22 protein-coding genes are annotated in these 20,661 nt (G+C 71.3%); 11 read left to right on the top strand and 11 right to left on the bottom strand.

The window, feature by feature from the left end:
* Positions 1-228 precede the first annotated feature (228 nt).
* The 5 genes from OG978_RS27465 to OG978_RS27445 form a co-directional block, all read right to left on the bottom strand.
* Complete coding sequence (locus tag OG978_RS27465; protein ID WP_326767772.1) at positions 229-1,155, bottom strand: NAD(P)H-binding protein; 927 nt, start codon at positions 1,153-1,155, stop codon at positions 229-231.
* Positions 1,152-1,511, bottom strand: coding sequence for a DUF952 domain-containing protein (locus OG978_RS27460; protein ID WP_326767771.1), 360 nt, complete (start codon positions 1,509-1,511; stop codon positions 1,152-1,154). The genes OG978_RS27465 and OG978_RS27460 overlap by 4 nt, the downstream gene beginning before the upstream one ends.
* Positions 1,512-1,520: 9 nt before the next feature.
* Positions 1,521-1,955 (bottom strand): hypothetical protein, encoded by a 435-nt coding sequence (locus tag OG978_RS27455; protein WP_326767770.1) that lies wholly within the window; start codon positions 1,953-1,955, stop codon positions 1,521-1,523.
* A 433-nt stretch (positions 1,956-2,388) separates the two neighbouring features.
* Positions 2,389-3,396, bottom strand: a complete 1,008-nt coding sequence (locus OG978_RS27450; protein ID WP_326770182.1) for a reductase — start codon at positions 3,394-3,396, stop codon at positions 2,389-2,391.
* A gap of 85 nt (positions 3,397-3,481) precedes the next feature.
* Positions 3,482-4,435, bottom strand: a complete 954-nt coding sequence (locus tag OG978_RS27445; protein WP_326767769.1) for a LysR family transcriptional regulator — start codon at positions 4,433-4,435, stop codon at positions 3,482-3,484.
* A gap of 244 nt (positions 4,436-4,679) precedes the next feature.
* Here OG978_RS27445 and snpA point away from each other — a divergent pair, with 244 nt between their 5' ends.
* Positions 4,680-5,357 carry a snapalysin gene (gene snpA, locus OG978_RS27440; protein WP_326767768.1) on the top strand — a complete coding sequence of 226 codons (678 nt, stop codon included), beginning with the start codon at positions 4,680-4,682 and terminating at the stop codon, positions 5,355-5,357.
* 67 nt (positions 5,358-5,424) lie between these two features.
* On the opposite strand, the gene OG978_RS27435 is transcribed toward snpA, so the two are convergent.
* Positions 5,425-6,675, bottom strand: coding sequence for an MFS transporter (locus OG978_RS27435; protein ID WP_326767767.1), 1,251 nt, complete (start codon positions 6,673-6,675; stop codon positions 5,425-5,427).
* A 149-nt stretch (positions 6,676-6,824) separates the two neighbouring features.
* On the opposite strand from OG978_RS27435, the gene OG978_RS27430 reads away from it, so the two are divergent.
* A complete protein-coding gene (locus OG978_RS27430; RefSeq protein ID WP_326767766.1) occupies positions 6,825-7,526 on the top strand; it encodes a FadR/GntR family transcriptional regulator in 702 nt (233 codons plus the stop codon).
* 86 nt (positions 7,527-7,612) lie between these two features.
* On the opposite strand, the gene OG978_RS27425 is transcribed toward OG978_RS27430, so the two are convergent.
* The 3 genes from OG978_RS27425 to OG978_RS27415 all read right to left on the bottom strand — a co-directional run bounded on the left by OG978_RS27425 (position 7,613) and on the right by OG978_RS27415 (position 11,111).
* Positions 7,613-8,287, bottom strand: a complete 675-nt coding sequence (locus tag OG978_RS27425; protein ID WP_326767765.1) for a DUF6304 family protein — start codon at positions 8,285-8,287, stop codon at positions 7,613-7,615.
* Between the two features lie 180 nt (positions 8,288-8,467).
* The gene (locus tag OG978_RS27420; protein ID WP_326770181.1) at positions 8,468-9,463 is read right to left on the bottom strand and encodes a family 2 encapsulin nanocompartment cargo protein polyprenyl transferase; all 996 of its coding nucleotides are present in this window, start codon (positions 9,461-9,463) and stop codon (positions 8,468-8,470) included.
* A gap of 241 nt (positions 9,464-9,704) precedes the next feature.
* Positions 9,705-11,111 carry a family 2B encapsulin nanocompartment shell protein gene (locus tag OG978_RS27415; RefSeq protein WP_326767764.1) on the bottom strand — a complete coding sequence of 469 codons (1,407 nt, stop codon included), beginning with the start codon at positions 11,109-11,111 and terminating at the stop codon, positions 9,705-9,707.
* Positions 11,112-11,288: 177 nt separating this feature from the next.
* Here OG978_RS27415 and OG978_RS27410 point away from each other — a divergent pair, with 177 nt between their 5' ends.
* The 4 genes from OG978_RS27410 (at position 11,289) to OG978_RS27395 (ending at position 14,733) form a co-directional block, all read left to right on the top strand.
* The gene (locus OG978_RS27410; RefSeq protein ID WP_326767763.1) at positions 11,289-11,738 is read left to right on the top strand and encodes an RrF2 family transcriptional regulator; all 450 of its coding nucleotides are present in this window, start codon (positions 11,289-11,291) and stop codon (positions 11,736-11,738) included.
* A 120-nt stretch (positions 11,739-11,858) separates the two neighbouring features.
* Positions 11,859-13,055 carry a globin domain-containing protein gene (locus OG978_RS27405; RefSeq protein ID WP_326767762.1) on the top strand — a complete coding sequence of 399 codons (1,197 nt, stop codon included), beginning with the start codon at positions 11,859-11,861 and terminating at the stop codon, positions 13,053-13,055.
* A gap of 136 nt (positions 13,056-13,191) precedes the next feature.
* The gene (locus tag OG978_RS27400) at positions 13,192-13,782 is read left to right on the top strand and encodes an N-acetylmuramoyl-L-alanine amidase (protein ID WP_326767761.1); all 591 of its coding nucleotides are present in this window, start codon (positions 13,192-13,194) and stop codon (positions 13,780-13,782) included.
* A 33-nt stretch (positions 13,783-13,815) separates the two neighbouring features.
* A complete protein-coding gene (locus OG978_RS27395; RefSeq protein ID WP_326767760.1) occupies positions 13,816-14,733 on the top strand; it encodes a 1-aminocyclopropane-1-carboxylate deaminase/D-cysteine desulfhydrase in 918 nt (305 codons plus the stop codon).
* Here OG978_RS27395 and OG978_RS27390 read toward each other — a convergent pair.
* A complete protein-coding gene (locus OG978_RS27390; RefSeq protein ID WP_326767759.1) occupies positions 14,706-16,310 on the bottom strand; it encodes a Na+/H+ antiporter in 1,605 nt (534 codons plus the stop codon). The genes OG978_RS27395 and OG978_RS27390 overlap by 28 nt on opposite strands.
* Positions 16,311-16,367: 57 nt before the next feature.
* Here OG978_RS27390 and OG978_RS27385 point away from each other — a divergent pair, with 57 nt between their 5' ends.
* From OG978_RS27385 to OG978_RS27375, 3 genes are all read left to right on the top strand, one after another.
* Positions 16,368-16,628, top strand: a complete 261-nt coding sequence (locus OG978_RS27385; protein WP_326767758.1) for a UBP-type zinc finger domain-containing protein — start codon at positions 16,368-16,370, stop codon at positions 16,626-16,628.
* 230 nt (positions 16,629-16,858) lie between these two features.
* Positions 16,859-17,272 carry an anti-sigma regulatory factor gene (locus OG978_RS27380; protein WP_072483809.1) on the top strand — a complete coding sequence of 138 codons (414 nt, stop codon included), beginning with the start codon at positions 16,859-16,861 and terminating at the stop codon, positions 17,270-17,272.
* Positions 17,269-18,213 carry an RNA polymerase sigma factor SigF gene (locus OG978_RS27375; RefSeq protein ID WP_442817752.1) on the top strand — a complete coding sequence of 315 codons (945 nt, stop codon included), beginning with the start codon at positions 17,269-17,271 and terminating at the stop codon, positions 18,211-18,213. The genes OG978_RS27380 and OG978_RS27375 overlap by 4 nt, the downstream gene beginning before the upstream one ends.
* Before the next feature lie 86 nt (positions 18,214-18,299).
* On the opposite strand, the gene OG978_RS27370 is transcribed toward OG978_RS27375, so the two are convergent.
* Entirely contained in the window at positions 18,300-18,755 is a 456-nt protein-coding gene (locus OG978_RS27370) for a hypothetical protein (protein ID WP_326767756.1), read from the bottom strand.
* A 173-nt stretch (positions 18,756-18,928) separates the two neighbouring features.
* On the opposite strand from OG978_RS27370, the gene OG978_RS27365 reads away from it, so the two are divergent.
* Positions 18,929-19,897, top strand: coding sequence for a diacylglycerol/lipid kinase family protein (locus tag OG978_RS27365; RefSeq protein ID WP_326767755.1), 969 nt, complete (start codon positions 18,929-18,931; stop codon positions 19,895-19,897).
* A 319-nt stretch (positions 19,898-20,216) separates the two neighbouring features.
* Positions 20,217-20,474, top strand: a complete 258-nt coding sequence (locus OG978_RS27360) for a WhiB family transcriptional regulator (RefSeq protein ID WP_003953983.1) — start codon at positions 20,217-20,219, stop codon at positions 20,472-20,474.
* The last annotated feature ends 187 nt before the right edge of the window (positions 20,475-20,661 follow it).

The raw sequence follows: 20,661 nt of genomic DNA, 5'->3' as shown, positions 1-20,661 counted from the left end.
CCGGCGCTCCGGGCGGAGCAGGAGTGCGTCGATGTCGCCGTGGTCCCGGAAGGCGTGGCCCACGGCGAATTCGACCGCGTGTCCCCCGGCGATCCACCAGGGGACACGTAACGGCGCGAAGAGACGGGCGGCCTCGTCCGGCGGGGGCTGGTCCCAGGGGCCCCACGGGGTTTCCGTACGCATGTTGCCGCAGGCCCCTTTACCCCTTCGATACCGCCCGTTGTGGAGTCAGTCCGTGTTCAGCAGGTGGCGGTAGCTGTCCGGATGCTCCCTCAGGAAGGTGGCCAGGCTCGTCGCCGGATGCCCGGTGAGGTCCGGCACGGCGTCCGAGACCGTGGCCATCTCACCGGTGGCGATGGCCTCGTACGAGGTCACCCAGCCGGCCACCTCCCAGTCCTCGGCACCGTACTGCGCCCGGGAGGCATAGGCCTCCTCACGGGTCTCCGGCAGGTAGGTGATGGTCCGGCCGGTGACCCTGCCGAGCTCCTCGGCCGCTTCGGCGAGGGTGAACGCCTCGGGACCCGTGAGGTCGTAGGTGATCCCGTCGTAGCGGGTGTCGGCGCTCTCGGTGTCGGCCAGCAGGACGGCGATCGCGACGTCCGCGATGTCGTCGTGCGCCACCGCCGCCACCCGGCCGTCGCCGGCGGGGCCGCGCAGCACCCCGTCGGCGCCGGTCATGGCCGGGATCCCGGCGAGGTACAGGCTGTCGCGCAGAAAGGTGTAGCGGACATCGGTGGCCCGGATGTGCGCCTCGGTGTGCCAGTGGTCCCGGGCGAAGGTGAACGTGGCGTCCGGCGCCGCACCCAGGAAGGAGACGTACACGATGCGTTCGACGCCCACGGCGACCGCCGCGTCCACGGCCGTCGTGTGCTCGCGCACCCGGTACGGGCTCTCGTGCGCCGAGACCAGGAACAGCGTGTGCGCCCCGGCCAGGGCGCGGCGCATGGCCTCCCCGTCGCCGTACGGGGCGGGCGGCGCGGCGACGGCGCCGGGCAGTTCGGGCAGCCGGGACGGGTCGCGCCCGAGCAACCGTACGGGCACGCCGGCGCGCGCCAGGCGCCGGGCGACACGGCCGCCGACAGCTCCGCTCGCGCCGGTGACGGCGACGATGGGGGCGCCCGGGTTCTCCGGGCCGGTGGGGGGTGGGTTGTTCATGCGGGGTCACCTTCCTTGAGCAGCCAGGGGCGCACCTCCACGACCGCGTCCACCGGGACGGGGCCGTAGATGTGCGGGAACTCCTCGCCGCCGGGCGCGACGGGCTCGTACCGTACGGGCACCGGGAGCCGGTCGGGATCGATGACGAGGACCACGAGTTCCTGGTCACCGGTCCCTGCCCCGCTCCCGGCGCCGTACAGCATCTCGGCCACGCCGGGGAGCTGGTGCGGCAGCGAGCAGTGGATGAAGCCCTCTTCGTGCAGGGTGCGGCCGCGGGTGGACATCTCATACGTCCCGATCCCGCGGGCCGCCTCCCACAGGGGGCCTTCGGTGAGGTGCAGCAGCAGTTCGGCCATGGGCCAAAACTAGCCGCGTCGACGCGCCCTCCGGGCCATCAGCGTGGCCGCCGATCCGGCCGCGAGCAGAACGGCGGCGATCCCGCCGAGAATCCACTCACCGCCGCGCGCACCCGTGTGCGGGAGCTCCCCTCCGGGATGGGGCTTGTGCGGCCAGGTACCGGGCTTGTCCGGCCCGTCGGGCTTGTGCGGCCAGGTGTGGGTCGGTGTGGGCTTCGGTCCCGGCGTGTGGGTGGGGGTGTCCGTCGGGGTCGGGGTCGGGGTCGGCGTGGGCAACGGCTCCTCGCCGCAGGCCGGCAGATCACCGTCGAAGGGATAGGCGTGCAGCTCCTGGCCGCCCGACAGGCCCGCCGAGGTGTGGGTCAGTGAACCGGCGGTGTAATAACGGCCGTTGGTGCCGCTCATGTCCAAGGTGGCCGTACTCGACTGCTGGCCGATCAGCACGCTCCCCTGCAACTGACCGGTGCCGTGCAGGCCGACCTCGGTGGCGTCCGGGAAGTTTCACGGCAGGCTCTCGCGGAGTCCGGCCTGCGGCAGCGAACCCATGAACGTGGTGATGTTTGCGGCTGCTCCCGTAGACATTGACGAGCACCGTCGCACCGTCCGGGATCGCGTTGAACGTGATGCCCTGCTGGCCGCCCTGGGCCGACGCCACATCGGCGTCCACGGCGATCGCTCTCGCCGACCCGCTGCCCGGCGGGCTCGGCCCGTGTCTGGGCAGCGACTGCCCGACCATAAGGGTCAATATGCAGGTTTACGTACCAAACGACACGAATGCCACACCCGGTTCGAGCCCGATGCACCCGGATACACGGAGCCTCGACCGGGCGCGCCCGTGCGAGCCGGCGCCACGCCCCGGGCCACCCCCGACGGTCCGTCAGGCCGAGGCCGCCAGGAGTTCGGCCTCCACGCGCGGGTCCAGGCCGACCGCGGGCCGGTCCGGGCGCTGCGGGACCTTCCCGCCCAGCTCCTCCAGCCACTTCCAGGTGTCGGCGACCGTCTCCTCGACCGGGCGGCAGTGCAGACCGGTCGCGTACGCCCTGCTGACGTCACCCCGGTGGATCGCGTCGTACGACTCGCCCGGCGGCAGCCAGACCGGCAGATCGGTCCATGGCTCCACGCCCGCCGCGAGGACCGTCTCCGCGGGCGTCCAGCGCAGTGCCGCGTCGGAGCCGGTGGCACGCACACAGGCGTCCAGCAGCTGCCCCATGGTGGCGTGACCCGAGCGGCTGACCAGGTTGTACGGCCCGTGCAGACCGCCGCCGGCCGCGTCCAGCAGCCAGTTCGCGAGGTCGCGGGCGTCGATGTACTGAAGCATCAGATCCGGTGTGCCCGGGGCCAGTACGGGCCCGCCGCGGGCGATCCGCAGCAGCCACCAGGGCAGTCTGCCGATGTTCTCCCAGGGGCCCAGGATCAGCCCCGCGCGGGCGAGGAGGGCCCGGTCGCCGAAGGCGTCGAGCGCGGCCAGTTCACCGCCGCGCTTGGCCAGGGGGTACGAGACGTCACCGCCCGCGTCGGGCGAGGCGCCGGCCACCAGCGGACCTTCCTCCGGCAGACCGGCGGGGGCCGGGTGGTCGTACACGGAGCGGCTGGAAACGTACGCGTACCGGGCGGCCCGGTCGGCCAGCAGACGGGCTGCGTCCCGCACGGCCGAGGGGGCGCCGCTCCAGGTGTCGACCACCAGGTCCCAGGCGTACCCGCCGCCGGGGCCCTTGCCGGTTCCGGCCAGGGCGGCGAGGCCGCCCTCCGTGGTGCGGTCGCCGAGGAGTTCCGTCACGCCCGGCGGAGGCGCGTGCCGACCACGGTGGAACACCGTGACGTCCCAGCCGCGCGCCAGCGCCGCCTCGGTGACGGCGCGCCCCACGAATTCCGTACCACCCAGTATCAGAAGCCTCATGGGACCGACTCTGCCCGCCGGGCGGCCCGGTGGGAACCGGTCCTCGCTCTCGGCGGAATCGGGAACCGGTCCTTCACGGTGTGCGGGCGAGCGGGCTGCGGTTGCGCAGCAGCCACTGGTGGTACCCGGCCGCGCGCCGGGCCGCCTCCCGGTAGGCCGCCTCCAGTTCCCCGTACACCGTCGCCATGTCGGCGCCCGGCCGGGACACCAGCAGCAGCCGTACGGCGAGGGGGTCGTCGCGCAGCGGGCGGATCGCCATGTCGTCGCGCGGCCCGGAGGTGGGCTGGCAGGGGGCGACCGCCTCGCCGAGCACGACGAGGGAGGCGGCGGTGAGGTAGTCGCCGTGCAGGACGGTCGGCGCGAGACCGGCCTCGCCGAACACCCGGCGCAGCCCGTCCCATTCGCCGTCCACCGTGGGGTCGACCATCCACCGGTCGGCGGCCAGATCGGCGAGGTCGACCACGGACCGGGCGGCGGCCGGGTGGTCCCTGGCCATGGAGATGAACTGAGGTTCGCGGTCCAGGAGTACGCGCTGTTCCAGGCCGTCGGGGACGGCCAGCGGGCATCCCTCGACCTCGTGCACGAAGGCGACGTCGAGCCCGCCCGCCCCGACGTCGCGGAGCAGTGCGCGGGCCGATACGTCCACCCGCAGCGAGATGTCCGTGTCGGGCAGCCGGAGCCGCAGCCTGCGCAGCCAGCCGCCGATGACCCGGCTCGCGGTGCAGCCGATGCGCAGCCGCGGCCCAGAGGCCCGGACCGCGTCGGCCTCCGCCTTCGCGTCGCTGACCAGGGCGGTCATTCCGTCGACCAGGGGGCGGGCCCGGCTGAGGACGGCGTGGCCGAGCAACGTCGGGCGGCAGCCGGTCCGTTCACGACGGAACAGCTCGGCGCCCAGGGTGTTCTCGATCCGGCGCAGCTGGGTGGTGAGGGAGGGCTGGCTCACGCCCAGCCTTCGGGCGGCTTGGTGCAGGCTGCCCGTGTCCGCGATGGCGCACAGCGCCCTGAGGTGCCTCACCTCAAGCTCCATACGGTCGAGCGTAGGGCGGCGGGCGACTGTCGCACCAGACTCCCCAATCGCACCAAAGGCCGTTAATTCACCTGGAGTTGGTGGACTCGTCGGCGGCGGTACCGGGGTTGGCGATAGCCCGGTGCTATCGCCGGTTGACATCATCCGCCACGGCTTCCGCTCCCCGACACTCTCTCCGTACCGCACCCGTCCGAGTCCGATCATCGGACGGGTTCATCGGACCGGTAACGGTAGGAGACCCCCCATGAGACACCCCAGGACCGTCATGTCGGCCGTCGTCGGCCTCGGCTTCGGCCTCGCGGCCGCGCTGGGCACGGCGCCCGCGATCGCCGCCTCCTCGGCCCCCGCCGCACCCGCCACCACCACGTCGGAGGCCCGGGCGGGCTACACCGCCTACGCCGGGTCGCACGAGAACGCCGCCGCGAACAAGGCGTTCTTCGAGGCGGTCGCCAAGTCCGTGGCGAAGAAGCGGGCGGCGAACCCCGGCGCCCAGTCGGTCACCGTCGTCTACAGCACCGCCAACGCGCCGAGCTTCCGTACCGAGATAGCCAACAGCGCGCAGATCTGGAACGGCTCCGTCTCCAGCGTCCGGCTGCAGGAGGGCTCGAACGCCGACTTCACCTACTACGAGGGCAATGACTCCAGGGGCTCGTACGCGAGCACCGACGGGCACGGCAACGGGTACATCTTCCTGGACTACGCGCAGAACCAGCAGTACGACTCGACCCGCGTCACCACGCACGAGACCGGGCATGTGCTCGGCCTCCCGGACCACTACTCCGGTCCGTGCAGCGAGTTGATGTCGGGTGGCGGCCCCGGCCCGTCCTGCACCAACCCGTATCCCGACGCGAACGAGCGCGGCCAGGTCAACTACCTGTGGCAGAACGGCTTCGCGGCCGCACTCGCGCGCAGCGCCTCCTGACCCCGGTCCGGACGCACCGCACCACCGGGGCCACCTCGTAGGACGGGGTGGCCCCTCCGGGCGCGGCCTACCGGTCCTCGAGTGCGGTACGGGTCAGGGTCAGGCGCAGTCCGACGAGCAGCTGGAGCGCGGCGAGCGCGAGCAGTACGACCAGGGGCAGCACCCAGCCACCGGTGGCCGAGCGCAGCAGCCCGATGCCGAAGGGGCCCGCCGAGGCGAGGAGATAGCCGGTGCTCTGGGAGAAGGTCGACAGCGCGGCGGTCTCCTGCGCGCTCCGGCCGCTCGCCCCGATGATGGCCAGGACCAGCGGAAACGCCCCCAGCCCGAAGCCGGTCAGCACGACCCAGAGGACGGGCAGAGCCAACGGGGCACAGAGCAGGCCGAGATAACCGGCCATCAGCGCGACACCGACCGCGACGAACGCCAGCCGCAGCCGCCCCGCCGTCCTGGTGAGCGGCATCAGGGCGAAGGTCGAGGGGACCCCCACGATCAGCGCCAGCCCCAGCATGAACCCGGCCCGGTCGGAACTCATCCCGTGGTCGGACAGGACGGTCGGCAGCCAGCCGATGACCGCGTAGCTGTTGAGGGACTGCAGGGCGAAGAACGCGGTCACCAGCAGCCCGAAGCGGGTGCGCCCGGCACTCCAGGCCGAGACCGTGCCACCGTCCGCACGCCACGCCGCGGCCCTCCAGGAACCCGGCCGCAGCCCCCACACCACCAGGGCGAGCACGGCGGGCAGGGCCCAGGCCGCCAGCCCCAGCGAAGGCTTCCCCAACAGGTCGGCGACCGGGACCGCCGCGGCCGCGGCGACGGCCGAGCCGAGCGCCATCGTGGTGGTGTAAACCCCGGTCAGCAGTGCGACCCGGGCGGGGAAGTGCGCCTTGACCACCGCGGGCAGCAGGACGTTGCACAGCGCCAGTCCCGCCGCGCCCAGCAGCGTGCCGGCCAGCAGCGCCCCGGTTCGGGGCACCGCGCGCACGGCGAGCCCCACGGTCAGCACCATCAGTGCCAGCAGGACGGCACGCTCGGTGCCCACGCGCCGGGCCAGCATGGCGCTGGTCGCGCCGACCGCGGCGAAGCACAGAGTCGGCAGCGCCGGGACCATGGACGCGACGAGCGGCCCGAACCCCAGCTGGGCCCGGAGCTGCTCCAGCAGCGCGGACGTGCTGCTGATGCTCAGCCGCAGGTTGAGGGCGATCAGGACGATGCCGATGGCGGTCAGCCAGGCCGCGGCGGCACGGGACATCGGACGGGCGGGGTTCGGGCGGGGGGTGTTCGGACGGGGGGCGGAGTTCGGGGGGCGGCGAGTGAGCAGCATGGAAGAAACATAAAACGTCTGACCTTTAACGTCCAACCTTTAGAGTACGATTGCCTCTGCACCACCTGCTCACCCGCCCATCAGACCCGCTCCCCGGGCAGATCCGCTCGCCGGACCAGGCCTGCGCCCCCGACCAGGAAGGACCCTCCGTGGCTCTCCCCTCCGTCCGCCGATCGGTGCTGGTCGACGACGTCATCCAGCGACTGCGCGACGAGATCACCTCGGGACGATGGCCGATGGGGGCCCGCATCCCGACCGAGACCGCACTCATCGAACAGCTCGGCATCGCACGCGGGACGCTTCGCGAGGCCACCCGTGCGCTCATCCACGCGGGGCTGTTGCAGGCACGTCAGGGCGACGGCACCTATGTGCGGGCCACCAGCGAGCTGTCCGGCGCCGTCCAGCGGCTCGACAGCGAGCTGGGCGAGGTGCTCGAAGTCCGCCAGGGGCTGGACGCCCAGGCCGCCCGCCTGGCCGCCGCCCGCATCACCCCCGAGGCACTGGACCGTCTCGGCGCGTTGCTGGCGCAGCGCGCCGCCGCCTGGCAGCAGCGCGACCGCGACGCGTGGATCCAGGCCGATCACGCCTTCCACCAGGCTGTTGCCGCCGGCGGCGGCAACAGCCTGCTGAACGACCTCTACGCCGCCCTCGGCCCGGCCCTGCGCCGTTCCATGGCAGCCCACTGGGAAGATCACGGCTTCGACGGCGCGGACCCCCGCGGGCACGAGGACCTCCTCGACGCCCTGCGCACCGGTGACGCCGATCGCGCGGCCCGCAGCGCCACTTCCAACATCGACGCCACCGGCGACTGGCACGGCACCACGCCGCCCTCCCGGCCCGGACCGAGCTGAGCCACGCCGCCCTCCCGGCCCGGACCGAGCTGAGCCACGCCGCCCTCCCGGCCCGGGCCGGGGCGATCAGGCGTTGTTCCGGACGATCAGGCGTGTTCCAGCGGGAAGGCGCCCCGGTGCCCGGTGCCCGCACCGGTGTCCGGACGGGGCTCGTACTCGCGGCAGCTCCAGACTTCCTGGACGAATCCGGTGCGCCGGTCCCACAGGTCCAGGACGTCGCCCTCGCCGGCCGCCCCGCGGTAGGCGTCCTTGGCACCCCGGAAGCAGGCGAGGCCGCCGGACAGTCCGCGCCCTGCGACCGGGGCCGGGAAGTAGTCCGAGAAGGCGCAGGCGATGCAGGTCTGGAGACGCACGTCGGGCGGCAGGGCGCGCTGGATCGTGGCGAGGGCGGACGCGAAGTCGCTCTCGGCGCGATGGGACGCGTAGGCCGCACCGCCGAACTGCAGCTCAAGACTGAGGTGCGAATCGGGGCGGCGCAGCGACAACAGGCAGCTGAGCGTGGCCTGGTGGACGGCTCCGTCCCAGACGACCGGGAGCGGCAGGTCCCACTCCAGGACGCAGTCGCTCAGCGCTCCGCCCACCAGGGCGAACCGGTCGTCGGCCGGTGGCGTGCCGACGACGGGGGTGAGGCCGTCGAAGCTCACGCCCTCGAAGTCGATGCCCCTTGTCCGGAGGCGTAGTTGCTGTCCGTCGGTGGTGAGGACGACGGCGTCGGAACCCTGTCGGTCCCGGTACCACCCTGCCCATGACTCATCTGTCATGGGCACGGACTGTAGCCCGTGCCCATGACAGTCGCCCGGTCGCCCTCCGTTTCCTGTCACGGGCCTTGTGACCTCGGCGCTTTGCTCCGCTCCCCTTGCCCCGTTCTCCCCCCTTGCCCCGTTCTCCGTTCTCCTTTCTGCGCACCCTTCACCGCGTACCGTTCCGCCTCCTCTCCGCGGTCAGTGCGTCCGGCGGGTGACGAACTCCGCCAGGGTCAGGAGGTCGCCTGCCCGGGCCAGGTCGGGGACCGCCCGGGACAGGTGGTGGACCGCGCGGGCCATCCGGTCGGCCGCGCAGATCTGCGCCCAGTCCCGGCCGCCGGCCCGGTCGACGGCGTCGGCGGCGCGGCTCACCTCGCCGGGTGTGTTCATCGATCCTCGGTAGAGCGCGGCGAGTTCGGCGCCCGCCGGGGTTCCGGAGGTCAGCGCGGACACGACGGGCAGGGACTTCTTGTGGGCAGTGAGATCCGCCCCGACCGGCTTCCCGGTCCGTGCCGGGTCCCCCCAGATGCCGATCAGGTCGTCGATGAGCTGGAAGGCGAGGCCCGCCTCCCGGCCGAATCCGTCCATCCCGCGGACCGCCCGCTCCTCCGCGCCCGCGTACAGCGCCCCCAGCGCGCAGGCGCAGCCGAGCAGGGCTCCGGTCTTGGCGGTGGCCATGGTCAGGCACTCGTCCAGCGTGACCTCTTCGGGGGCCCGGTCCTCGAAGGCGCAGTCGGCCTGCTGGCCCGCGCACAGCTCGATGACACAGGTCGAGAGCCGTGCCGAGGCGCGGGCCGCGGCCGGGGCCGGGTCCTCGGCGAGCAGCCGCTGGGCGAGGGCGAGCATGGCGTCGCCCGCGATGACCGCGTCGGGGATGCCGAAGACCGCCCAGGCCGTGGGCCGGTGCCGACGGGTCCGGTCCTCGTCGATGACGTCGTCGTGCAGCAGCGTGAAGTTGTGGGCCAGCTCCACGGCGACGGCTGCCCGTACCGCCTGTTCCGGGTCGCCGCCCAGCGCGCGGGCCGCGGCGAGGACCAGTGCGGGCCTGATCGCCTTGCCGGCCGAACCCGAGGACGGGGTGCCGTCGGCCTCCTGCCAGCCGAAGTGGTACATCGCGACGCGGCGGATCGACCCGGGCAGGGATTCGACGGCGGCGCGCAGTTGGGGATCGACGAGGGCCCGGGTCTGTTCCAGGAGGACCTCGGCCTCCTGGCCCTGTGTCGCGGGGACGGTCGGCTCCGCGGGGGTGGCCGGATCGTCGGCGCCCTGTGTCGCGGGGGTGGCCGGGGCGTTGTCGCCCGGGGCGCGGGGTGTGAGTGGTTGGGGTGCGTGGTGGGTCTTCACTCGGACGTCCTCCCGGGGCCGCCCCGGGCACGGCTGCCCGGTGGCGGAGGTTGGCGGGGGCCCGGACGCCGTCGTCCGAGCCCCCGAGGGGCTACCGCCAGCGGCTGACCTCGACGTTTTCCAGTACGCCCAGGGCGTCCGGCACGAGGATGGCCGCGGAGTAGTAGGCCGTCACCAGGTAGGAGATGATCGCCTGCTCGTCGATCCCCATGAAGCGGACCGAGAGGCTGGGCTCGATCTCGTCGGGGATGCCGGTCTGCTGGAGGCCGATGACGCCCTGCTCGGCCTCACCCGTCCTCATGCAGATGATCGACGTGGTCTGGGCGTCGGTGATCGGGATCTTGTTGGACGGGAAGATCGGTACGCCCCGCCAGGCCGGCACATGGTGTCCGCCGATGTCGACGCTCTCCGGCACCAGACCGCGCCTGTTGCACTCGCGGCCGAATGCGGCGATGGCCCTCGGGTGGGCGAGGAAGAGCTTCGATCCGCGGCGGCGCGAGAGCAGTTCGTCCATGTCGTCGGGGCTGGGCGCACCGTCGTGCGGCTGGAGGCGCTGCCCGTAGTCGCAGTTGTTGAGCAGCCCGAACTCGCGGTTGTTGATCAGCTCGTGCTCCTGGCGCTCGCGCAGCGCCTCGACCGTGAGCCGCAACTGCTGCTCGGTCTGGTTCATCGGCTGGTTGTAGAGGTCGGCGACCCGGCTGTGGACCTTCAGCACGGTCTGGGCGACGCTCAGTTCGTACTCGCGCGGCGCCGCGTCGTAGTCGACGTACGTGTGCGGTACGACGGCCTCGCCGACATGGCCGGCGGAGAGGTCGATCGCCGCCTCGCCGTACTTGTTGGTGCGCTGCTCCGGGATGCTGAGCAGTCCGGCGAGGTGGTCGCGGAGCGAGTCCGCGCGCTCGGCGAGGTTCAGCACGTCCGCCCGGCTCAGCCTGAGCACCGTACAAGCGGTGACGGCACGGGCCGTGTACTCCCAGACGGCCTCGCCGTCGACCAGGGACTGGTCCCCGAAGTAGGCCCCGTCGGCGTGGACTCCGAGCACCGTCTCGTCACCGTACGGGCCGGCGCCGATCTTCTCGACCTTGCCGTGCGCCAGCAGGTAGACGCTGTCCGCCGCGTCCCCCGACGCGGCCAGCACCTGTCCCGCCGCGATCTCGCGCTGTTCGCACCGCCGGGCGAGCTCGCCCAGCACCTCCTCGTCGTCGAAACCCCGCAGGGCGGGGAGCTCTCCGAGCTCGGCGGGGATGACCGCGACCCGGTCACCGGTCTGCACAAAGGTCACCCTGCCGTCCCCGACCGAGTAGCTCAGCCTGCGGTTCACCCGGTAGGTACCACCTTGCACCTGCACCCATGGCAGCATCTTCAGCAGCCACCGCGAGGTGATCTCCTGCATCTGCGGGGCGGACTTGGTGGTCGTCGCGAGGTTCCGCGCCGCTGCCGTCCCCAGACTCTGCTGCGGCGGCAACGACGCGTTCTGAACCTCTTCACCAACGGACATCTGTCGTCCTCTCGATTCTTCGGCTGACCTGCGAGAAGAAGCCTTCAGCACGGAGAGCGGTCACGCCATTACACAAAAGAGTGTGACTAATCGGCTTTGGGCTGGGCACGACGCTCAGCGATGTCCGCCGATCATTTTAAGTTGCATCCTCGATGCAACTTATCTACGCTGACTGCCATGCGGCTGACGAGATTCACCGACGTGGCGCTGCGCGTACTGATGCGCCTCGCCGTCGCGGAGAACGAGGACCCGCCGACCACCCGGGAGGTGGCGGCCACCATGCAGGTGCCGTACACCCACGCCGCGAAGGTCGTCGCCAGGCTCCAGCACCTCGGCCTCATCGAGGCGCGACGGGGCCGCGGCGGCGGGCTCAGCCTCACCGGAGCGGGCCGCTCCGCCTCGATCGGCGGGCTCGTCCGGGAGCTTGAGGGGCCCGGCGACGTCGTCGAGTGCGAGGGCAACACCCCCTGCCCCCTGCGCTCGGCCTGCCGGCTGCGCGGCGCCCTGCGCCACGCGGAGGAGGCCTTCTACGCCTCGCTCGATCCGCTCACCGTCACCGAACTCGTCGCGTCCCCCACCGGACCGCTGCTGATCGGTATCAGCAGCGGCCGCCCGGACACCGGCTGAGCCGCCGGCCGAGCCACCGCACACCACACCACAGGCCTTACCGCCCGGCTGCGCGCTGCCCGGTTTCACACCGCCCAAAAATACGAATCTCAAATACCAATTCAAACCCAAGGAGTCCCGATGCTCTCCGAGACGTCGACCGCCACCGTCCGTGCCACCCTCCCCGCCGTGGGCGCGGCCATCGGAGACATCGCCGATCTCTTCTACCGCAAGCTCTTCGACGCCCACCCCGAGCTGCTGCGCGACCTCTTCAACCGCGGCAACCAGGCGTCCGGCACCCAGCGGCAGGCCCTCGCGGGCTCCATCGCCGCCTTCGCGACCCAGCTGATCGAGCACCCGGACACCCGCCCCGACGTGATGCTCGGCCGGATCGCCCACAAGCACGCCTCGCTCGGCGTCACCGCCGCCCAGTACGACATCGTGCACACCCATCTGTTCGCCGCCATCGCCGAGGTGCTCGGCGACGCGGTCACCCCGGAGGTCGCCGCCGCCTGGGACGAGGTCTACTGGCTGATGGCGGGCGCCCTGATCTCGATCGAGGAGCGGCTGTACGCACAGCAGGGCGTCGTCGCCGGCGATGTGTGGCGCGAGTGGGAGGTGGCCGCCCGGATCGAGGAGACCGCCGACGTCGCCACCTTCCAGCTCCGCCCGGCCGACGGAGCGCCCGCGCCCGCCTTCCGGCCCGGCCAGTACGTCTCCGTACAGGTGGAACTCCCCGACGGGGCCCGCCAGATACGCCAGTACAGCCTCTCCTGCGCCCCCGGCTCGCGGCTCCGCTCGATCACCGTCAAGCGGGTGCACGGCGGCGGCTCGCCCGACGGCGAGGTCTCCAGCCATCTGCACACCGAGGTGGAGGCCGGTGACCTGCTGCGGGTCTCCGCCCCGTACGGCGATCTCGTACTCGACTCCACCGACGCACCGCTCCTGCTCGCCTCCGCGGGCATCGGCTGCACCCCGATGCTCTCGATGCTGGAGCACCTCGCGACGACCAGCCACCGCGCCCCGGTCACCGTCGTGCACGGCGACCGCTCCCCCGCCACCCATGCGATGCGCACCGACCACGCCCTGCTCACCGGCAAACTCCCCGACGCCGCCGCCCACTTCTGGTACGAGGACCCCGAGCCCGGCCACCCCGCCGACCGCACCGGCCAGGTCGATCTGAGCGACCTCGCCGTCGCCCCCGGCACCCACGCCTACCTCTGCGGCCCCCTGCCCTTCATGCGCGCCGTACGCACCCAGTTGCTGGCCAAGGGCGTCCCGGCGAACGACATCCACTACGAGGTGTTCGGCCCCGACATGTGGCTGGCACAGGGCTGAATCCGGCCCACAGCTCGCGGAGTTGACCGGTTCGGATCGCACACGGTTCGAACAACTACCGAAGGCATGGCCCGGAGAGCGACATTCCGGTACAAGCGGATCAAGGCTCGTTCCCCCACGCACGAAGGAGACGGCCATGTCCTCGCCCATGTCCGCGAGCAGGTTCCTGGAAGTCCTGATGAACGAGGGGCTCACCGTCGTCCAGGTCGGCGACTGGCGCACCCACAACCGCAACCACAAGGGCCCGTGGGGTCCGGTCAACGGCGTGATGATCCACCACACGGTCACCAAGGGCACCGCGTCCACCGTGCGCATCTGCCGTGACGGCTTCCCGGATCTGCCCGGCCCGCTCTGCCACGGCGTGATCGCCAAGGACGGCCGGGTCCACCTGGTCGGCTACGGCCGCGCCAACCATGCCGGACTCGGCGACGACGACGTACTGCGCGCCGTCGTCGCCGAGAAGCTCCTCCCGAGCGACAACGAGACCAATACCGACGGGAACAGACACTTCTACGGCTTCGAATGCGAGAACCTCGGCGACGGCAAGGACCCCTGGCCCGACGTCCAGCTCGAAGCCATCGAGAAGGCCGCCGCCGCGATCTGCCGTCACCACGACTGGAACTCCCGCTCGGTGATCGGCCACAAGGAGTGGCAGCCGGGCAAGATCGACCCGCGCGGCTTCACCATGGACTCGATGCGCAACCGGATCCACGAGCGCCTCAAATGACCGGCGCCCACCCGGTGCGGCGACAATTGCGGCATGCCCTCCGAAGCGCTCGACCTCTCCCGGCTGCAGCCGGTGCTCCCGTCGCCCCTGCAGCCGGTCGAGGACGGGCGCTTCGCGCGCCACGGCGTACGGCTGCTGCTCAAGCGCGACGATCTGATCCACCCCGATCTGCCCGGCAACAAATGGCGCAAGCTCTCCCTCAACCTGCGGGCCGCCGCCGGGCGCACCGTGCTGACCTTCGGCGGCGCGTACTCCAACCATCTGAGGGCCACCGCCGCGGCCGGGCGGCTGCTCGGTTTCCCCACCATCGGGGTGGTACGCGGTGACGAACTGGCCGGCCGCCCGCTGAACCCCTCGCTCGCCCGGTGCGCCGCCGACGGGATGACGCTGCACTTCATGGACCGCGCGACCTACCGCGCGAAGGGCGATCCAGAGGTCCTGGCGGGGCTGCTGAGCGCCTTCGGGGAGTGCTGTGTCATCCCGGAGGGTGGCAGCAACGTCCTGGCCGCACAGGGCTGTACAGAGCTGGGGCGCGAGCTGCACGGCCGGGCCGATGTGGTCGCGGTGGCCTGCGGCACCGGGGGCACCCTCGCCGGTCTCGCCGCCGGCCTCGCGCCGGGGCAGCGGGCTCTCGGCGTCCCGGTACTGCGCGGCGGTTTCCTCGGGGACGCGGTGCGGGAACTGCAGGAGGAGGCTTTCGGCGGCCCGGCCGGGTCCTGGTCCCTGGACGAACGCTTCCACTTCGGCGGCTACGCCCGTACTCCCCCGGCCCTGCACGCCTTCGCCGACGACTTCGAGCAGCGGCACGGCCTGCCCGTCGAGCGGCTCTACGTCGCCAAGCTGCTGTACGCGCTCACCGAACTGGCCGAGGAGGGTGCGTTCCTTCCGGGAACCACGGTCGCGGCGGTCGTCACGGGCAGCCCTCAGGAGGCGTCCGACTCCTCCCGGTAGGCCGCCGCCTCCTCCAGGTCGAGCCGTCTGAGCAGGGTCCGCAGCATCTCGTCGTCGATCCGCCGCTCGTCCCGCAGCGTCACGAAGACCGCGCGCTCGGCGTCGATCATTTCCCTGGCCAGGCGCCGGTAGGTGTCGTCCGCCGACTCCCCGGTCAGCGGATTGGCCGCGCCCAGCCGCTCCCACACGGCGTTGCGGCGGCGTTCCAGAACGGTGCGCAGCCGGTCGGCGAGGGGGCCCGGCAGCTGGTTGCGGCGATCGGCGAGCAGCTCGTCCAGCCGCGCCTCGGCGGCCGCGGAGGCCTCGCTCTGGGCCTGCGCCTCGGCCAGCGTCTCCGCCTTCGCGTCGCGCCCCGGGAGCTTCAGGACGCGCACCAGCAGCGGCAGGCTGAGCCCCTGGACGACCAGGGTGCCGATGACCGTGGTGAACGTCAGGAACAGCACCAGGTTGCGAGCCGGGAAAGGGCTCCCGTCGGACATGGCGAACGGGATGGAGAAGGCGATGGCGAGCGAGACGACACCGCGCATCCCGGCCCAGCCGACGATCAACGGCGCCGTCCAGTCGGTGTCGGGCTCACGTTCCCTGACCCGTTTCGACAGCCACCGGGGCAGATACGTCGCCGGATAGACCCAGATGAAGCGGACCACGACGACGGCGAGGAAGACGACCACCGCGTACTGGACCGCGTCGCCCACGGCGTACGAACCGAGCCCCTTCAGCACGAAGGGCAGCTGGAGCCCGATCAGCGCGAAGACCGCGGACTCCAGGATGAACGCGACCATCTTCCAGACGGCCTCCTCCTGGAGCCGGGTCGCGAAGTCCACCTGCCAGGACCGGTGCCCCAGATAGAGCGCCACCACGACCACGGCGAGCACCCCGGAGGCGTGTACGCGTTCGGCCGCCGCGTACGCCACGAAGGGGATCAGCAGCGACAGCGTGTTCTGCAGCAGCGCTTCCCTGAGGTGGGTACGGAGCCAGTGCAGCGGCACCATCAGCGCCAGGCCGACCACGACACCGCCGACCGCGGCGAGGAAGAACTCGCCGATCCCCGCGCCCCAGCTCATGCCCTCCCCCACGGCGGCGGCGATCGCCACCTTGTAGGCGGTGATCGCCGTGGCGTCGTTCACCAGGGACTCGCCCTGCAGGACCGTCGTGACCCGGCCGGGCAGTCCGACCCGGCGCGCGATCGCGGCGGCCGTGACCGCGTCCGGCGGAGCGACGACCGCGCCGAGCACCAGCGCGGCGGTGAGCGGCAGGTCGGGCACGAGGCGGTACGCCAGCCAGCCGACCGCGACGGTCGCGAACAGGACGTAACCGACCGAGAGCAGCGCGACCGGCCGGAGATTGGCCCGCAGATCGAGGTACGAGCTGTCGACGGCCGCCGTGTAGAGCAACGGCGGCAGCAGCAGCGGCAGCACGACGTGCGCGTCCAGGGTGTACGTGGGCACCCCGGGCAGATAGGAGGCGATCAGGCCCACGGCGACGAGCAGCAGCGGGGCCGGTACGGGGGTGCGGCGGGCCGCCCCCGCGACCGCCGCACTGGCCGCGACCAGTCCCACCAGCGGCAATGCGTCCATTCCAGCGTCCTCGCATCCGCATTTCACGGTCCACGCATCCGTCGTAACCTGACAATCATGAGTGACTGCCCCCACGTGTCCGGACTGCCGCGCCCCGAACCGGCCCCGCTCAGCGGGACGTGCCCCGGCTGCCTCGCGGCGGGCACCCACCCCGTGCAGCTGCGGCTCTGCCTGGTCTGCGGCCACGTCGGCTGCTGCGATTCGTCACCCCTGCAGCACGCCACGGCGCACTTCAAGGAGACCGGTCATCCGGTGATGCGGAGCTTCGAACCTGGCGAGAGCTGGCGCTGGTGCTTCGAGGACGGTTCGATCGTCTGACGCCTGGGTACGTCAAACCGGCGCCGGTTGTTCGTAATTGACCGCCGCAGGCCTCTACCCACCGTGCGTACTCGTGGGCTTACCATGAGTGACAGCCATGGGCTGGGGCTCTGGCGACACGGCATCATGGGTCGCGATAGCGTCGCGGACCAGAACCGAAGACGTACCACATGGCTCCGGGGCACCCTTCCCGGATCCTCGAAAGAGTTTGTGCCACCTTGGAGGTGAGGGTGTCCCAGATCGCAGGCGAGCCCGGGAATCAGGACTTCGTAGAGGTCCGGCTGCCCGCTGCGGGTGCCTACCTGTCGGTGCTGCGTACGGCCACGGCCGGTCTCGCAGCGCGCTTGGACTTCACTCTCGACGAGATCGAGGATCTTCGCATCGCGGTCGACGAGGCCTGCGCGATCCTGCTTCAGCAGGCCGTGCCGGGCTCCGTCCTCAGCTGCGTCTTCCGGCTCGTCGAGGATTCTCTCGAGGTGACGGTGGCCGCCCCGACGACGGACGGCCGGGCACCGGAGCGCGACACCTTCGCCTGGACGGTGCTCTCCGCACTGGCCGGCAAGGTCGACTCCTCGGTGGCCGACGACCGTACGGTCAGCATCAGCCTCTACAAACAGCGCGGCGCGGGACCCGGGCCGGCGTGAGCAACGGGAACGGGGACGGTCCTGTGCGGGACGAAACGATGCGACCAGGGGTGGTGCGCGCAGCAGGCATCCCGGAACAGCAGGCCCTGCCCCATCCGGCGGACGGGGCGGCGGGCCGTACGGTCGCGGTGGAGCAGTCGCAGGCGGAGCGGGCAGGCCAGATGAGCGAGCACGGGCACCACGATCCACACGACCGCAGCGGGGCGCGGGCGCTGTTCATCGAACTGCGCGCACTTCCCGACGGGTCGGCCGAGAAGGCGGAGCTGCGCAATCAGCTGGTGCGGATGCATCTGCCGCTCGTGGAGCATCTCGCCCGCCGGTTCCGCAACCGCGGCGAGCCGCTGGACGACCTGACCCAGGTCGCCACGATCGGCCTGATCAAATCGGTGGACCGGTTCGACCCGGACCGCGGCGTCGAGTTCTCGACGTACGCGACCCCGACGGTCGTCGGCGAGATCAAGCGCCACTTCCGTGACAAGGGCTGGGCGGTCCGGGTGCCGCGTCGGCTCCAGGAGCTGCGGCTCTCGCTGACCACGGCGACCGCCGAGCTCTCCCAGCAGCACGGCCGCTCGCCGACGGTCCACGAGCTGGCGGAGCGGCTGGGCATCTCCGAGGAAGAGGTCCTGGAGGGCCTGGAATCGGCCAATGCGTACAGCACGCTCTCGCTGGACGTGCCGGACACGGACGACGAGTCCCCCGCGGTCGCGGACACGCTGGGCTCCGAGGACGAGGCGCTGGAGGGCGTCGAGTACCGGGAGTCGCTGAAGCCGCTGCTGGAGGATCTGCCGCCGCGCGAGAAGCGGATTCTGCTGCTGCGCTTCTTCGGCAACATGACCCAGTCGCAGATCGCACAGGAGGTCGGCATCTCACAGATGCACGTCTCGCGGCTGCTGGCCCGCACGCTGGCGCAGCTGCGCGAGCGTCTGCTCGTCGAGGAGTAGCGGGCGGGGCCGCTCGCGGCGCGGGCCTGCCCGCGCCGTCGGCCGGTCCGATGCCCGCCGCCCCGCCCGGCATCGGACCGGCCGGCTCAGCCCTCCGGCGTGGTGCCCGGCCGGCGGATGCCGAGAGCCTCGACCGTCGTCGGCCTGACCAGCTGGTAGAACGCCGTCAGGGTCACCGCGGCGAGCACGATCCCGGCCGGGATCAGCACTCCTTGCGACCTCAGCAGCGTCCAGGCCACCGGGAGCGCGATGATCTGCGTGATGAGCGCGGGACCGCGGCTCCAGCTGCGACGCCGCAGCAGACCGCGGGCGGCGAACAACGGGATCAGGGCGAGCGCGATCAGCGTCAGCCCGCCCATCTCCGCCTGCTGCGGGCTCTCGGGGCGTCCGAGCAGGCCCATGACCAGCATGTAGATCCCGCCGATGGCGAGCGCCGCCCCTTCCAGGGCGGTGAGTGCGGCAACGAGAGTGATCCTGCTCGGCTTCGCCGGTTCGAGCCTCGGCGAGGGCGACGAGGAGGGCGTGTTCTGCTGAGTACTCACCCTTGCAGGTTGGCATCCCGGCGCCACGAAAGCGAAGCCGGGGTCGGAACGGGGTCGGAATCGGTACGGGAACGGACGACCGGACCCGCCCGCAGCACCTGGATCGTCACCGAGCGTGAAGGTCATGGGGCGGGACTTCAGAGTGATACCGCGCGGTAGGTAGTCTGGCGGTCATGCGCGCACTCCTCGTGGTCAATCCAGCTGCTACCACCACCAGTGCGCGGACCCGTGATGTGCTCATCCATGCGCTGGCCAGCGAGATGAAGCTGGAGGCCGTGACCACGGAGTACCGCGGTCACGCGCGGGACCTGGGGCGGCGGGCCGCGGACGCCGACGACATCGATCTCGTGGTCGCCCTGGGCGGCGACGGCACGGTCAACGAGGTCGTCAACGGGCTCCTGCACAACGGCCCCGACCTGGACAACCTGCCGAGCCTCGCGGTGGTTCCCGGCGGCTCCACCAATGTGTTCGCGCGCGCCCTGGGCCTGCCCAACGACGCGGTGGAGGCGACCGGAGCGATCCTGGACGCCCTCGCCAACCGGACCGAACGCACGGTCGGCCTCGGACTGGCGGCCGGCACCCCCGGCACCGAGGACGAGTCGGTCCCGGAGCGCTGGTTCACCTTCTGCGCCGGACTGGGATTCGACGCGGGCGTGGTCGGCCGGGTCGAACAGCAGCGCGAACGCGGCAAGCGTTCGACGCATGCGCTGTACGTACGCCAGGTGGTCCGGCAGTTCCTCGACGAGCCGCACCGCAGACAGGGCGTGATGACCCTGGAGACTCCCGGACATGACCCGGTCACCGACCTGGCACTGTCCATAATCTCCAACACCGCCCCCTGGTCCTACCTGGGCAATCGTCCGTTGTACGCGTCCCCGAAGGCCACCTTCGACACCGGCCTGGACGTGCTCGGCCTGAAGCGGCTCTCCACCCCGGCGGTCGCCCGGTACGGCACCCAGCTGCTCACTTCGAGCCCGGAGAAGGGCCCGTCCGGCAAGCACGCTGTTTCACTTCACGACCTCACGGACTTCACCTTGCATTCAAAGGTGCCACTGCCCTTCCAGATGGACGGCGACCACCTGGGAGTACGCACAAGTGTGACGTTCACAGGCGTACGCCGTGCACTGCGTGTGATTGTGTGAGTGGAAGGGACCAAAGTCCTTTAACTCGAACGTTTGGGCTGGGATCCACCCCATAGAAGTACGGCTGTGACCTAGTCGACACCGAGGAATCAAAAAAAAGTTTCCAGAAGGGGTTGTATCCGCCGCTGAGGTTTGCGAATCTCTACATGGCGATCGGGACGGCCCGCAACACCGGCCTCCACTGAGAGCCAGAACCCCTCCTCACTTCACAGGACCACAACCAGTTCATCTGGGCGTCGGCCCATCATCTGCGGGGGGATTCGTGAAAGCGTTCACATTCACAAGCACCAGTATGTAATACCAAGGAGAGGTAGCAGCCATGGACTGGCGTCACAACGCCGTTTGTCGTGAGGAAGACCCCGAGCTGTTCTTCCCCATCGGCAACACCGGTCCTGCGCTGCTGCAGATCGAGGAAGCCAAGGCCGTCTGCCGTCGCTGCCCCGTCATGGAGCAGTGCCTGCAGTGGGCGCTCGAGTCCGGCCAGGACTCCGGCGTCTGGGGTGGCCTCAGCGAGGATGAGCGCCGCGCGATGAAGCGCCGTGCCGCTCGCAACCGGGCGCGTAACGCCAGCGCCTGACCGACGCCACCGCTACGAGCCTCAGCCAGGCGGCGCGTACAGAGCGTACGCACAACCCCGCCCCCCGAGTCGCAGCGCGCAGTACCCCCGAAGCGTATGCATGAACAGTGAGCCCGGACCGTGACAACGGTCCGGGCTCACTGCTGTGTTCGTGTCCCGCCCGTCCGTCGCCCCGAAGAGCACCCGA

Source organism: Streptomyces sp. NBC_01591, from assembly GCF_035918155.1.
Taxonomy (GTDB): domain Bacteria; phylum Actinomycetota; class Actinomycetes; order Streptomycetales; family Streptomycetaceae; genus Streptomyces.
This window is presented reverse-complemented; position numbering and strand designations above follow the sequence as displayed.

Excerpts from the sequence above, each read along its gene's own strand:
- OG978_RS27405 (WP_326767762.1), top strand. The coding sequence starts at position 11,859 with ATGCTCTCCGAGACGTCGACCGCCACCGTCCGTGCCACCCTCCCCGCC.
- OG978_RS27385 (WP_326767758.1), top strand. The coding sequence starts at position 16,368 with ATGAGTGACTGCCCCCACGTGTCCGGACTGCCGCGCCCCGAACCGGCC.
- snpA (WP_326767768.1), top strand. The coding sequence starts at position 4,680 with ATGAGACACCCCAGGACCGTCATGTCGGCCGTCGTCGGCCTCGGCTTC.
- OG978_RS27400 (WP_326767761.1), top strand. The coding sequence starts at position 13,192 with ATGTCCTCGCCCATGTCCGCGAGCAGGTTCCTGGAAGTCCTGATGAAC.
- OG978_RS27365 (WP_326767755.1), top strand. The coding sequence starts at position 18,929 with ATGCGCGCACTCCTCGTGGTCAATCCAGCTGCTACCACCACCAGTGCG.
- OG978_RS27395 (WP_326767760.1), top strand. The coding sequence starts at position 13,816 with ATGCCCTCCGAAGCGCTCGACCTCTCCCGGCTGCAGCCGGTGCTCCCG.
- OG978_RS27465 (WP_326767772.1), bottom strand. The coding sequence starts at position 1,155 with ATGAACAACCCACCCCCCACCGGCCCGGAGAACCCGGGCGCCCCCATC.
- OG978_RS27435 (WP_326767767.1), bottom strand. The coding sequence starts at position 6,675 with ATGCTGCTCACTCGCCGCCCCCCGAACTCCGCCCCCCGTCCGAACACC.
- OG978_RS27415 (WP_326767764.1), bottom strand. The coding sequence starts at position 11,111 with ATGTCCGTTGGTGAAGAGGTTCAGAACGCGTCGTTGCCGCCGCAGCAG.
- OG978_RS27445 (WP_326767769.1), bottom strand. The coding sequence starts at position 4,435 with ATGGAGCTTGAGGTGAGGCACCTCAGGGCGCTGTGCGCCATCGCGGAC.
- OG978_RS27425 (WP_326767765.1), bottom strand. The coding sequence starts at position 8,287 with ATGACAGATGAGTCATGGGCAGGGTGGTACCGGGACCGACAGGGTTCC.
- OG978_RS27360 (WP_003953983.1), top strand. The coding sequence starts at position 20,217 with ATGGACTGGCGTCACAACGCCGTTTGTCGTGAGGAAGACCCCGAGCTG.
- OG978_RS27390 (WP_326767759.1), bottom strand. The coding sequence starts at position 16,310 with ATGGACGCATTGCCGCTGGTGGGACTGGTCGCGGCCAGTGCGGCGGTC.
- OG978_RS27410 (WP_326767763.1), top strand. The coding sequence starts at position 11,289 with ATGCGGCTGACGAGATTCACCGACGTGGCGCTGCGCGTACTGATGCGC.
- OG978_RS27460 (WP_326767771.1), bottom strand. The coding sequence starts at position 1,511 with ATGGCCGAACTGCTGCTGCACCTCACCGAAGGCCCCCTGTGGGAGGCG.